Here is a 13039-nt window from a genome sequence, read left to right as displayed (position 1 = left end):
GGCCGCAAGCGTCGCATCGACCAGGCGAGCTGTAACAGCGACATGTCCTGCCTCGAAGGGTTTTGCCCTTCATTCGTAACCATCGAAGGCGGCAGGCTCATGAAGCCTAAACCCCTCGATCTCGACGCGGTACTCGCCGGTCTGCCCAGGCCGGAAGCCGCCGACCTCGGCGATGGAGGGTTCGGCATACTGCTGGCCGGCATCGGCGGGACCGGGGTGGTGACGGCCTCCGCGATCGTCGGAATGGCGGCTCATCTGGAGGGCCGGGGCGTCGGCATCTACGACATGACCGGCCTCGCCCAGAAGGGCGGGGCGGTGTACAGCCACCTGCGGATCCTTCCCACACTGCAGAGCGTGGCGCCGCTGCGCCTCGGTCTGGAGGATGCCCGTCTAATGGTCGCGTCCGACGCCATCGCGGCTACCCAACTCGAAGCGTTGAAGACGGTGGGGTGCTCGACAACGATTCTCGTCGACGATCAGGTGACGGCGACCCAGACGTTCCATGAGAACGGCAATATCGATCTCGATGCCGAGCGTCTCGTCCGTCGCCTCGAACGGCGAGCAGGACGAGAGCCGGTTCGCGTGCCGGCGAACGACCTTGCCCGGCGCGCGTTCGGTGATTCCATCTCTGCCAACATGATCATGCTGGGATACGCGTTGCAGATGGGCGTGCTGCCGCTGTCGCCCGAGGCGATGGAGCAGGCGATCCAATTGAACGGCGCGGATGTCGTCGGAACGCTACGGGCCTTCCGCCTCGGAAGATTGTACTTCGCGGATCCCGACGCGGCGGAGAGCCTGCTGGCTCCGGAAGAGCAGGCGACGACAATGGCGCCCAAGCCTGTCGACACGCTGCAGGAGCGCATCGCCGTTCGAGTCAGCGCGTTGCGGGCCTATCAGGACGCCGCCTACGCCGAACGTTTTCGTCACCTAGTCGAACGGGTGCGAGAAGCGGAAGACAAGGTGGCCGCGGGCTCGACCCGGCTGACCGAAGCGGTGGCCAGGAACACCTTCAGGCTCATGGCTTACAAAGACGAGTACGAAGTCGCCCGCTTGCTGGCCGATCCATCCTTCTGGGACGGCCTGCGGCGCCGGTTCGATGGCGGCGCGCTCAAGCTGCATCTGGCTCCGCCCATCCTCTTTGGCCGTGATCCGGCCAGCGGACGCCCGCGCAAGAGGGCGTTTTCGGCGAAGTATCTGTTGCCGATGTTGCGTTTGTTGGCGCGAGGAAGAGTTCTGCGCGGCTCCCTACTGGATCCATTTGGTTGGATGCGCGAGCGCCGCATGGAGCGGATGTTGCGCGATCGGTACTTCGCCTTGGTGGATGAAATCGTGGTCTACCTCGACGGCGCGAACCTCGAAGCTGCCGTGGCTCTGGCTTCTTATCCGGACGAGATCCGAGGCTACGGCCCGGTGAAAGATGAATCGGTGAAGCGAGCGGAAGCCCGCGTCGACGCATTGCGCGTGCAATTCAGTAAGAACTCGGCCGATGGCCTGACCAACGCTGCCTAGATGTACTGGCGCGTCGTCGCGATGCTGTTGCCGCGATGGCATCTTCAGCGCGGCGGCTCAGGTCCAGAAGGTGCCAACCTAGTGGTTCCAGTCTGACATTTGAATCCCATCCGGGATTCCCACGCGACACCGGACGTGCGAGTCTGACGCATGCGAACGGGAATATCCATCACGTTGAAGCCTTCGGAGCGCAGGCGGCTGAAGGTTATTTTGAAGGACCGCAACGCGGCGCAGAAGCACGTCTGGCGAGCGGAGATCGTGCTGCTTTCGGCTCAGGGTCTGGGGACCAACGAGATCATGCGCCGGACGCGCAAGTCCAAGACCTGCGTCTGGCGCTGGCAGGAGCGGTTCATGCAGGAGGGCGTCGTGGGCTTGCTGCGCGACAAGACGCGGCCTTCGCGCATAGCTCCGCTTGGCCCGGACGTGGCCGAGCGCGTCGTGGCATTGACCTCGAGCCCGCCGCCGGGAGAGAGAACCCAGTGGACCGCAGCGCTGATGGCGGCGGCTTGCAGCATCAGCGCCAGCGCCGTCTCCCGCATCTGGCGCGCGCATGGCCTTCAGCCTCACAGGGTCAAACAGTTCAAGCTCTCCAATGACCCGAGGTTCGTGGAGAAGCTGCGCGATGTGGTAGGGCTCTACGTCGATCCGCCGGCCCATGCCATCGTTCTTTCGTTCGACGAGAAGAGCCAAATCCAGGCGCTGGACCGCACCCAGCCCGGCCTTCCCATGAAGAAGGGCCGCGCTGGCACCATGACCCACGATTACAAGCGCAACGGAACGACCACACTCTTTGCGGCGCTGGACGTGCTGGAGGGCAAGGTGATCGGCCGCTGCATGCAGCGCTACCGCCACGGGGAGTTCATACGCTTTCTCAACACCATCAACGCCGAGCTTCCGGCTGGAAAGACGGTCCATGTCATTCTCGACAACTACGCCGCTCACAAGCATCCAGCCGTTGTGGCGTGGCTGGCACGCCACAAACGGTTCTTCTTGCACTTCACGCCCACGTCCTGTTCCTGGCTTAACGCAGTGGAGGGATACTTTGCGAAATTGTCCAAGCAGCGTCTGCAACGCGGCGTCTTCCATTCCGTCGTCGAGCTTGAAACCGCGATCGATCGCTTCATCGAGCAGACAAACCAAGCGCCCAAGCCGTTTGTTTGGACCGCCGACCCGCGTAAAATCATCGCCGCCGTCAGGCGCGGGCACCAAGTGTTAGATTCGATCCACTAGGACCATCCAGCAAGGCTATCATCTCGTTGTTCGCCCTCTTATGCCTCCCTGCTGCAAGCTTTGCTTTCCATCTGTTGTCAATAGAGCCTAATTGGGAATCAATCGCTTCTTATACGCGGACGAGTCCATGTCGCGAATATCGACACTCAGGCTTTTTGTTCCAGGCAACGTCTTCGACAAACTTGCGCGTAAGCTCTCGCTCAATTTCAGCTTTTCCTCCGGCGCACGTCCCTCCAGCAGAAAGACGGAGACATGGCAGAAGCCATCTCGAATTCCCGCAACCAGATAATCGTTGTATGAGATCGCTCTGATTTTGATATCCCGCGCTTGCATCACGCCTGTCGACGCTGCTGCGGCGTGCAAGGCGCGCATAAGCTCCGCCGCATCGAAGCGCTCATGTCCTTCGCTAGAATATTCGATCACCAGATGCGGCATGTCATTGCTCGTTATTGCTCTGCCGTCTGAGTTCTGGTCACAGCAGCTGCGACTTTACGGAATCGGCAGCCTGTTTCAGAAGTGGCAGAAAGCGGTCGATCATTTCACCGGTCGAGACACGATCGACATGCGCGCCCATGTTGATGGCGGCAGCGATGGTGCCGTCGTAACGTCGGATTGGGACGGCGATGGAACGGAAGCCGGGTTCGGCTTCCCGATCCACCAGGGAGTAGCCCTTCTCGCGATCGGTAACGATGGTCGCGAGCAGCAGCACCTTGTCGGTAACGGTGTACGGCGTCATTGGCGTCAGACTGGCAGCATTGATGGCCGCTTCAATTTCGTCGTTCGAGAACCGGCCCAGCAAGACGCGGCCGACCGAACTACAAAACGCCGGCAGGCGATAGCCGAGGTCGATGCCAGACGAGAACACCCGGGCCGGACTGCTGCGGGCGATGAAGATCACGTCTTTGCCATCGAGAACGGCGAGCGAGCTGATCTCTTGGGCGGCGCTCGAGAGCCGGTCGAGTACCGGCTGCAGAATCGTCACTACCTGGTTGGACGACAGATACGACGCCGCGAGCGTCAGCACGCGCGGCGTTAGTGTGAACAGCTTGCCGTCGCTGGCGACATAGCCGGCGCGCTCCAGCGTGAACAGGATCCGGCGCGCGGTGGCGCGGGGCAGATCGGCGGCCTTGGCGAGATCGCTGGCAGTCAACGGCCGCGGATCGGCGCCGAACAGTTCGAATACCCGCAAGCCACGGTCGAGGCTTTCGATGAAATCGGTGCCGCCGCGGGTGTCGTCCGGACTGCGTTTCAGCTTCGGCATCGTGCCCTCCTGCGCGTCAACCGACGGCTTCCAACTTTTTCAGGTCAAACGACGCGTCGGCGGCCTGATCGGGCAGTGGCGAGATCGACGCCGCGATGAGCCGGCGCGCGATCATCTGGTCGCCCGGCCGGTTGATGCTGTCCACTGCGGTCAGCGTGGCGTCGCGATAGTAGAATACCGAGAACCTGCCCTGATCGAGGGGGCCACGGATCACTGCGACATCCTGCGGCGCTGAGAGGCCCACGATCTGTAGCTTGGCGTCGTACTGGTCGGACCAGAACCGCGGTACGCTGTCATAGGGGTCGAACTTGCCGGCGATGGCAGCGCCGGCCGCCTTGCCTTGGTCGGTGGCGTTCTGAACCGATTCCAGTCGCACCCGCCGCCCAGCGATGCGGTTATAATGATTGCTGCAGTCGCCCGCCGCAAAGATCTCCGGCGCGTCGGTGCGGCCGAATTCATCGACGTCGATGCCGTTGCTGCAGCGAAGGCCGGCCGCCGAGGCAAGCTCGTCATTGGCGATGCCGCCGATGCCCGCGACGATCAGGTCGCAGTGGACGCGGGTACCGTCGGCGCAGAGCAAGTCATGCGCGCCGCCCGGGCCGTCGTCGATGCGCGTCACGGTTTCGTTGAACCGGATATCGACGCCATGGCCGCGATGCAGATCGAGCAGGTAGCCTGAGATCAGCGGCGATACCGCGCGTTCCAGCAGCCGCGATCCCGCTTCGACCAGAGTTACCGTCTTGCCAGCCTTGGCCGCCGTGGCCGCCACTTCGAGCCCGATGAAGCCGCCGCCGACGATGACCACCGACTGGGCCGCTTCGAGGCGCTGTTTCAGATTCACCGCGTCGTCGAGGGTCCGCAGATGGGCAATGCCTTCGCGGTCGCAGCCGGGAACGGTGAGTTTGCGCGCGCGCGAGCCGGTAGCGATCAACAGCGTGTCATAGCCGAGTTGTTCACCGCCCTGCCGTTCAACACGACGGGCATCGCGATCGATCTGCACGACGCGCGCGCCCAGTTGCATGTCGATCCGATGGGCGGCGAAGAAGTCCGCGCCGCGTAGGATCAGGTTGCTGTGGGCGACGGTGCCGGCGAGAAAACCCTTCGACAGCGGCGGCCGCTGATAGGGCAGGTCGGCCTCGTCGGCAACGATGCGGATGGCGGCTTGATAGCCGCTCTCGCGCGCACTGATCGCCGCCTGTACGCCGGCATAGGACGCGCCAATGATCAGCAACCCGCTCAAGATCATCACTCCGTGCCGTTGCGCTGAGGCATCAATTTGACGCTGTCACGCGCCGCTAAGTTCAATAAACGAACATAAGTTCGATATAAGAACGAAGCAAGCAGATCTCCTTGCATCGCTGCGCTGCAGACGTCAATGCCGCTTTCACCGGCACTGCAGCATTAAAAAAGGGCTTGCGACAAAACAAAGTTGAAGGCATCATAGGCATATTCGCACATATGTTCGTCTATTGAACACTTTAGAGGGCGCCATGAAGCCTACCGCGAGACTGCTGATCGCCGGATTCATCGCCGGCTGTGCCTTCGCGGAGTCGGCGGTCGCGCAGCAGCCGGATGCCGACGTGCCGCGGTTGGTGCTGACTGGCGGAAAAATCCTGACCATGGATGGCCACGCGACCGTGGCCGAAGCGCTCGCCGTCCGGGACGGCAGGATCCTCGCGGTAGGCAGCGATGCGGCGATCAAGCCGCTGGTCGGGCCGCAAACCCGCGTCATCGATCTTGCAGGCAAAACCGTGGTGCCCGGACTGATCGACACCCACGCGCATTTCAAGGCGGCAGGTCTCGGGGACTACGTGGTCAACCTCGGCGCTGCCAGGAACGTCGCGGGCGCGCTGCAGATGATCAAGGAGTTCGTAGCCGGGAAAAAACCTGGTGCGTGGATCACCACCGGCGGATGGCATCCGCCGTCCCAACTCGTCGAAAAGCGCTATCTCACCCGGCAGGAGCTCGACAGCGTCTCGCCTGAAAATCCGGTCTATCTGCGGACCGTCGGTCATTTTTCGATGGCCAACTCCCTCGCATTGAAGGCCGCCGGGATCGATCGGACCACGCCCGATCCGAGCGGCGGGTCGTTCGAGAGGGATGCTTCCGGTGATCTGACCGGCGTTCTCGTTGAAACGGCGATCTCGCGGATCGAGAACGTCGTGCCGCCCTATACCGAGGAGGATGAGATCCGGCAGTACACGATCGCCGAGGCGGCGCTGAACAGTTTCGGAATCACCAGCGTGGTCGAAGGCGCCACCAGCGCGCGCGACACGCGGATCCTTGAGAAGATCGCCCTGGCCGGAGCCGCGACCTTGCGTGTCGGCACCATGTTCCGGCCGGAGCCGCCGGCGGAGCTGTCGGCCTGGGAGGCGATCATGAGCGGCAATGGGGCCACGTCGGGCTTTGGCGACGACTGGCTCAAGCTCGGCGGCATCAAGATTTTCTACGACGGCGGCATGACCCTGAAGACCGCGATGATGCGCGACGTCTATCCGGATTCCCATGACGATTATCACGGCATCGCCCAGCAGACGCCGGAGCGGCTGAAGCAGTTGGTGTCGATTGCCAACAAGTACAACTGGCGCGTCGGCGTCCATGTGGTAGGCGATCTCGGCGTCGATCAGGTACTCGACGCGTTCGAGGCCGCCGACAAGGAAAAGTCCATCAAGGATCGCCGCTTCATCCTAATCCATGCCAGCCTGATCAGGCCCGAGCAGATGGAACGGGCGCGGCAGCTCGGCGTGCGGGTCGATTTCCAGAACGTGTTCATGTGGGACAAGGCCGCCACTGTCGAGCGCTTCCTCGGCAAGGCGACCGCGGACCGCGCCGTTCCTACCCGGACCCTGATCGACAAGATGGGGCTCGACAGTCTCGGCGCCGGCACGGATTTTCCAGTCAACCCGATCAATCCATTCCTCAACATGTTCATCATGGTGACGCGGAAGGATCCGGCCGGACACATCTATGGTGCATCGGAAGCGATCAGCCGCGAGCAGGCGCTGCGGCTCTATACGAGCGCGGCGTCCCGATACATGTTCGAGGAAACGCGGAAGGGCACGCTGGAGGTCGGAAAACTCGCCGATCTCGTCGTTCTCTCGGCGGATTTCATGACCGTCCCGGAAGACCAGATCAAGGATATCAAGGCCGATATGACGGTGGTCGGCGGCAAAGTCGTATTTCAACGCTGAGCCGTGACGTCGCCAGCGATCGTGCCCGAAAGGAGAACTCACCATGATGAGCCAAGAGCAAAATGACCTGATCACCCGTGTCGGGCCGAAGACACCGGCTGGTAAATTGATGCGGATGTATTGGCAGCCGGCGGCGCTGGTGGACGAACTCGCCGGCGAGCGCCCGATCAAGCCGGTCAAGTTGCTCGGCGAAGATTTTGTCCTGTTCCGCGGCGAACAGGGCTACGGCTTGCTCGATCGCGACTGCCCGCATCGCGGCGCCGATCTCGCCTTCGGGCGGCTCGAAGGCGGCGGCTTGCGCTGCGCCTTTCATGGCTGGCTGTTCGACGTCAACGGCAAGTGCCTGGAGACGCCAGCCGAACCGAAATCCTCCAAACTCTGCGCCGGCGTCAAGCAGCGCGCTTATCCCGTGGTCGAGAAGGGCGGCATTCTCTGGGCGTATCTCGGCGAGGGCGAAGCGCCGGCATTTCCCGAACTCGACTGTTTCGCGGCGCCCGGCGCCTACACCTTTGCCTTCAAGGGCCTGTTCGAATGCAACTGGCTGCAGGCGCTGGAGGTCGGTATCGATCCTGCCCACGCCTCGTTCCTGCACCGCTTCTTCGAGGACGAGGATACGTCGGCCGCCTATGGCAAGCAGTTTCGCGGCGCCTCGGCCGGCAGCGAGTTGCCGATGACCAAGATTCTGCGCGAATACGATCGCCCGATCATCAATGTCGAGAGCACCGAATACGGCCTGCGTCTGGTCGCGCTGCGCGAGCTCGATGATGGGCGCACCCATGTGCGCGTCACCAACCAGGTGTTCCCGCACGGTTTCGTCATTCCCATGAGCACCGAGATGACCATCTCGCAGTGGCATGTGCCGGTGGATGACGAGAACTGCTACTGGTACGCGATCTTCACCAGCTACACCAAGCCGGTCGACAAGCAGAAGATGCGCGACCAGCGCCTCGAGCTCTACGAGCTGCCCGACTACAAATCGCGAAAGAATCGCAGCAATGACTACGGCTTCGATCCGCATGAGCAGGCCCACGAGACCTATACCGGCATGGGCGCCGACATCAACGTCCACGATCAGTGGGCGGTGGAATCCATGGGCAAGATCCAGGACCGCACCCGCGAGCATCTCGGCTCGTCGGACAAGGCGATCATCGCCTACCGAAAACTGCTGCGGCAGGAAATCGAAAAGGTCGCCGGCGGCATCAAGCCGCTGATGTTCCTCAACGCCGAGAACGCGCGCAGCATCCAGGGGCCCGGCACTATGGACGGCATCGGCCCGACCCGCGGCTGGGAAACCTATTGGATGGAAGTCGACGTCGCCCGCCGCCGCGGCGCGCCCTGGGCCGCAACGGTGCCGAATGAAACCCCCGCGACCGCGCCGCGTCTGTCGGCCGCCGAGTGATCGTCCTTCGTCAAAACTTTTCGAGGAGAGTGCGTTGAGTTTCGTCGAACGCCACGGTCTGTGGTCCCCAGAACAGAAGGACGCCGCCGTCAGGCTCCGGCGTCTCGTCGAGGAGCAGAAGCTCGAAGTGATCCGGTTGTCGTTTCCGGACCAGCACGGCATCCTGCGCGGCAAGACGCTGGTCGCCAGCGAGGCGATGCGCTGCCTCGAAAGCGGCTGCACCATTACCACCACCATGTTCGCCAAGGACACCTCGCACAAGACGGTGTTTCCGGTGTTCACCGCCGGCGGCGGTTTCGGCATCCCGGAAATGGAGGGCGCCGCCGACGTGCTGATGATCCCCGATCCTTCCACCTTTCGCGTGCTGCCGTGGTCGGCGGGCACCGGCTGGGTGCTGTGCGATGTGCATTTCGCCGACGGCCGTCCGGTGCCGTTCGCCACCCGTAACCTCTACAAGGGCGTGCTCGCCAAACTCAACGCGCGCGGCTATGACTTCGTCGCCGGGCTCGAGGTCGAGTGCCACATCTTCAAGCTCGAAGAAACCCGCATGGCGCCGGAAGATGCTGGCCAGCCCGGCCGCCCGCCGGACGTCAGCCTGCTGTCGCACGGCTACCAGTATCTCACCGAGCAACGCTACGACCAGATGGAGCCGGTTCTTGAATTCATCCGCCGCGACGTGCTGGCGCTCGGTCTGCCGCTGCGTTCGGTGGAGGTCGAATACGGCCCGAGCCAGTGCGAATTCACCTTCCAGCCCACCGTAGGCCTGATGCCGGCGGACGGCATGGTGCTATTCCGCAGCGCCGTGAAGCAGATCTGCCATCGCCGCGGCTACCACGCCACCTTCATGTGCCGCCCGAAGATTCCCAATGTGGTGTCATCGGGCTGGCATCTGCATCAGTCCATCGTGTCGCGTGACACCGGCCAGAACGCCTTCATGTCCTCAGACCCAAACGAGACGCTGTCGCTGTTCGGCCGCGGCTATCTCGCCGGGCTGCTGGCGCATGCCCGCGCCGCCACGGTGTTCACGACGCCGACCATCAACGGCTACAAGCGCTACCGCTCCTATTCGCTGGCGCCGGACCGTGCGATCTGGGGCCGCGACAACCGCGGCGCCATGATCCGCGTGCTCGGTGGTCCCGGCGATTCCGCGACGCGGCTGGAAAACCGCGTAGGCGAGCCCGCCGCCAATCCCTACCTCTATATGTCGTCGCAGATTCTCGCCGGTCTCGATGGCGTCGATCGCGCGCTCGACCCCGGCCCCTCCGCCGATACCCCCTACGAGAGCGACGCCGTCCTGTTGCCGAAGTCGCTACGCGAAGCGGTGTTCGCCTTGAAAGATGATCCGTTCTTCCGCGAGGCCATGGGGGCGATCATGGTGGACTACTACACCCACATCAAGAATGCCGAGATCGATCGTTTCCAGGCCGAAGTCTCCGACTGGGAGCAGCGCGAATATTTCGAGATGTTCTGACCGACGATCGGCACGTTTATTGAATACAGCTTTCGCAACACGTTTGCAGTCGAATCAAGCTTCAGTTTTGTAAAGGACAACGGTAATGAACGAGCGCGCTAAATCCATTCTGACACTGGCTATCCTTGGCTTGATGACGGGCACGGCCTCCGCTGACGTGATCAAGGTCGGCGTGATCGGCACCATGTCCGGGCCCTACGCGCTGTTCGGCGCGAATTACAAGATGGGCATCGATGCCTGGGTCGCCGAGCATGGCAACAAAGTGGGCAGCCATGAGATCGAATTCATATACAGGGACGAGGAAGGCCCGAACCCCGCCAAGTCCAAGGCGCTGGCGCAGGAACTGATCGTCAAGGACAAGGTGCAATATCTGGCTGGCATCTATTTTACGCCCAACGCCATGGCTATCGCGCCGTTGCTCGAAGAATCCAAGACGCCGCTGGTGGTGCTCAACGCGGCGACCTCGTCGATCGTCGAGAAGAGCCCCTATATCGTCCGCACCTCGTTCACCATGTGGCAGAACACTGTGCCGGCCGCTAACATCGCTTTCAAGAACGGCGCCAGGAAGGTCGCCATCGCGGTCAGCGATTACGGGCCCGGCATCGATGCCGAAGCCGCCTTCAAGAAGACGTTCGAGGCCGACGGCGGCGCTGTGGTCGAGGCCATTCGGATTCCGCTGAACACCACTGATTTCAGCCCGATCATGCAGCGGATCAAGTCGTCCGGCGCCGACACCATCTTCACCTTCCTGCCGGCAGGGCCGCCGGCACTCGGCTTCATCAAGGCCTATGTTGACAACGGACTGAAGGCCGACGGTGTCAAGCTTATGTCGACCGGCGACGTCGTTACCGAGATCGATCTGCCGGGCATCGGCGATAGCGCCATCGGCATGCTCTCGACCTATCACTATGCGCTGTCGCATAACTCCCCGGAAAACAAGGCATTTCTGGCCTCGATCGTCAAGAATGGCGGCAAGATCGAGGACGTTGCCATGACCGGCGTCGCCGCCTATGACGGCGCCCGCGTGATCTACAAAATGATCGAGGCCACCGACGGCCAGCGTGATCCGGAGAAAGCGATCGCGACGGTCAAGGGCATGAAATGGATCAGCCCACGCGGTCCGGTGTCGATCGATCCGGAAACCCGCCACATTCGCCAGAACGTCTACCTGCGCACCGTCACCAAGGTCGACGGCAAGTTGATCAACAAGGAAGGCGATACCGTCTTCCTGGATCAGCCGGACTGGGCGCTGAGCAAGCAGTAACAAATGACCGGGGATTCCGCGCTGCGCGGAATCCCGATTGTTTGGCGACATCATTGCTCGATGGAGAAGATCGTATCGACCATGAATTCGATCGCGCATTCCACCGGCCTGATCAACGGCCGCATCTATCGCTCGGCCTGGGATGAGACCCCCGCCGACAGCATGATCGTCGCCGGCGGCAAGGTCGTGTGGACCGGCGCGCGCGCGGACGCACCGGCCGCCGCCGACATCATTGATCTTCAGGGCGCCACGGTCATCCCAGGTCTCACCGATGCCCACATCCATCTGTTCGCCATTGCTCATGCCCGGCTGCAGATTCCGGTGTCACCGCGCGACGCGGCCGATATCGGCAGCGTGCTGAAGCTGCTAGTTGCCCGTGCGCAGACCATTGCGCCGGGCAAATGGGTCTATGCCGCCGGGCTCGACGAGAATGGCCTGGCCGAGTGCCGCTTGCCGACACGCCGCGAACTCGACGCGGCAATTCCCGATCATCCAGTTCTGATCCGCCGCTTCTGCGGCCATGTGGCGGTCGCCAACAGCGCCGCCCTGCGGCTGTTAGGCATCGATGATCCGATCGGCGATCCCGAAGGCGGCGCCTTTGGTCGTGCTGCCGATGGCGGCCTGGACGGTAGCGCCAAGGAGGCCGCGGCAGAACTGTTTTTCCGCGCCGCGCCGCCGATGGACCGCGCCGAGCTGATCAAGGCACTGCGCCTGACCATCGACGATAGCGCGCAGCTCGGCATAGTTGCGGCAGTCGAGGCCGCGGTCGGCTTCACCACCGGCTTCGACGCCGAGTTCACGATCTGGAACGAGATCCGCGGGCGCGCAGCCTTGCCGCTGCGGCTCGGCTTCATGCATCAGCTCGATCCCCATGAGGCTACGGCGCGCGGCCTGACCCCGACGGTCGATGCCGACTGGCAGTGCATGACGCTGAAATATTTTGCCGATGGCATCGTTGGCGCGCGCACCGCCGCAGTGAGCGAAGAGTTTTATGACACGCCGACGCGTGGCTTCTTCATGCGCGACGAGGCGGAATTGCAGCGCACGATCGTCGCGGCGCATGGCGCCGGCTGGCAGGTCGCCGTGCATAGCGTCGGCGACCGCGCCACGAATTGCGTCATCGCCGCCTATGAGACGGCGCAGGCCGCGCAGCCGCGGGAAAACGCCCGGCATCGCATCGAGCACTTCTTCGTTCCGCCGGCCGGCGGCCTGGCGCGGATGCAGAAACTCGGCGCGCTGGTGGTGATGCAGCCAAGCTTTCTCACTCGGATGCGGCGCTCCATCGCTGGCGCTTTCGGCCCGCGTGCCGATAGCTGCTATCCCGGCCGCAGCGTTATCGCCGCCGGCGTCACTTATGTCGCCACCTCCGACGCGCCGACCGGCTCATGGTCGCCGTGGGACGGCATCGCCGATGCGGTGGGCCGCGCCGCCGACAGCGGCACGCCGATCGGTCCCGACGAGGCCATCACCGTTCGCGAGGCGATCCAATCCTATACCGTCGGCGGCGCGTTTGCGATGAAGCACGAAAGCTGGCGCGGCACGCTCATGCGAGGCATGGCGGCCGACTTGATTGCGCTCGACCGTGATCCCTTCGTCCAGGATGCTGCGTCACTGCGGCAGACCAAGGTTTTGATGACAATGTTGCGCGGCGAGGTCGTCCACAACGTGTTGCGACCGGAGTGGGCGCTCGGCCACGGCTTCGGCGCAGGATAAA

The 13039-nt window shown here is 63.0% G+C and carries 10 protein-coding genes; 7 read left to right on the top strand and 3 right to left on the bottom strand.

Annotated elements, in window-relative coordinates; all coding sequences use genetic code 11:
- Positions 1-99 precede the first annotated feature (99 nt).
- Together UP09_RS36890 and UP09_RS08705 are read left to right on the top strand one after the other, a co-directional pair.
- Positions 100-1509: a DUF6537 domain-containing protein gene (locus UP09_RS36890; RefSeq protein WP_052833028.1), complete on the top strand. Its 1410-nt coding sequence runs from the start codon at positions 100-102 to the stop codon at positions 1507-1509.
- A 150-nt stretch (positions 1510-1659) separates the two neighbouring features.
- The gene (locus tag UP09_RS08705) at positions 1660-2739 is read left to right on the top strand and encodes an IS630 family transposase (protein WP_044537659.1); all 1080 of its coding nucleotides are present in this window, start codon (positions 1660-1662) and stop codon (positions 2737-2739) included.
- Between the two features lie 87 nt (positions 2740-2826).
- Here UP09_RS08705 and UP09_RS08700 read toward each other — a convergent pair whose 3' ends face one another.
- The 3 genes from UP09_RS08700 to UP09_RS08690 are packed head-to-tail and all read right to left on the bottom strand — an operon-like array spanning position 2827 to position 5240.
- Complete coding sequence (locus UP09_RS08700) at positions 2827-3174, bottom strand: 5-carboxymethyl-2-hydroxymuconate Delta-isomerase (RefSeq protein ID WP_044537658.1); 348 nt, start codon at positions 3172-3174, stop codon at positions 2827-2829.
- Positions 3175-3211: 37 nt separating this feature from the next.
- Entirely contained in the window at positions 3212-4000 is a 789-nt protein-coding gene (locus UP09_RS08695) for an IclR family transcriptional regulator domain-containing protein (protein ID WP_044537656.1), read from the bottom strand.
- Positions 4001-4016: 16 nt separating this feature from the next.
- A complete protein-coding gene (locus UP09_RS08690; protein ID WP_044537733.1) occupies positions 4017-5240 on the bottom strand; it encodes an NAD(P)/FAD-dependent oxidoreductase in 1224 nt (407 codons plus the stop codon).
- Positions 5241-5490: 250 nt separating this feature from the next.
- Between UP09_RS08690 and UP09_RS08685 the strand changes: the two genes are divergently transcribed.
- The 5 genes from UP09_RS08685 (at position 5491) to UP09_RS08665 (ending at position 13038) form a co-directional block, all read left to right on the top strand.
- Positions 5491-7191, top strand: a complete 1701-nt coding sequence (locus tag UP09_RS08685) for an amidohydrolase (protein ID WP_044537655.1) — start codon at positions 5491-5493, stop codon at positions 7189-7191.
- 43 nt (positions 7192-7234) lie between these two features.
- Positions 7235-8590, top strand: coding sequence for an aromatic ring-hydroxylating dioxygenase subunit alpha (locus UP09_RS08680; protein ID WP_044537654.1), 1356 nt, complete (start codon positions 7235-7237; stop codon positions 8588-8590).
- A gap of 34 nt (positions 8591-8624) precedes the next feature.
- On the top strand, positions 8625-10061 hold the full coding sequence (locus UP09_RS08675) for a glutamine synthetase family protein (RefSeq protein WP_044537652.1): 1437 nt from the start codon (positions 8625-8627) through the stop codon (positions 10059-10061).
- An 85-nt stretch (positions 10062-10146) separates the two neighbouring features.
- Positions 10147-11325, top strand: a complete 1179-nt coding sequence (locus UP09_RS08670) for an ABC transporter substrate-binding protein (protein ID WP_044537651.1) — start codon at positions 10147-10149, stop codon at positions 11323-11325.
- A gap of 3 nt (positions 11326-11328) precedes the next feature.
- Positions 11329-13038: an amidohydrolase gene (locus tag UP09_RS08665; protein WP_245301829.1), complete on the top strand. Its 1710-nt coding sequence runs from the start codon at positions 11329-11331 to the stop codon at positions 13036-13038.
- Position 13039 lies beyond the last annotated feature (1 nt).

This window comes from Bradyrhizobium sp. LTSP885, assembly GCF_000938305.1.
GTDB lineage: Bacteria > Pseudomonadota > Alphaproteobacteria > Rhizobiales > Xanthobacteraceae > Bradyrhizobium.
The sequence above is the reverse complement of the archived record's forward strand: the minus strand, read 5'-3'. Positions and strand labels throughout refer to the sequence as shown.

What these genes read in the sequence shown, in the direction of transcription:
- UP09_RS36890 (WP_052833028.1), top strand. Translation starts at nt 100, where the DNA reads ATGAAGCCTAAACCCCTCGATCTCGACGCGGTACTCGCCGGTCTGCCC.
- UP09_RS08705 (WP_044537659.1), top strand. Translation starts at nt 1,660, where the DNA reads ATGCGAACGGGAATATCCATCACGTTGAAGCCTTCGGAGCGCAGGCGG.
- UP09_RS08700 (WP_044537658.1), bottom strand. Translation starts at nt 3,174, where the DNA reads ATGCCGCATCTGGTGATCGAATATTCTAGCGAAGGACATGAGCGCTTC.
- UP09_RS08695 (WP_044537656.1), bottom strand. Translation starts at nt 4,000, where the DNA reads ATGCCGAAGCTGAAACGCAGTCCGGACGACACCCGCGGCGGCACCGAT.
- UP09_RS08685 (WP_044537655.1), top strand. Translation starts at nt 5,491, where the DNA reads ATGAAGCCTACCGCGAGACTGCTGATCGCCGGATTCATCGCCGGCTGT.
- UP09_RS08680 (WP_044537654.1), top strand. Translation starts at nt 7,235, where the DNA reads ATGATGAGCCAAGAGCAAAATGACCTGATCACCCGTGTCGGGCCGAAG.
- UP09_RS08670 (WP_044537651.1), top strand. Translation starts at nt 10,147, where the DNA reads ATGAACGAGCGCGCTAAATCCATTCTGACACTGGCTATCCTTGGCTTG.
- UP09_RS08665 (WP_245301829.1), top strand. Translation starts at nt 11,329, where the DNA reads ATGACCGGGGATTCCGCGCTGCGCGGAATCCCGATTGTTTGGCGACAT.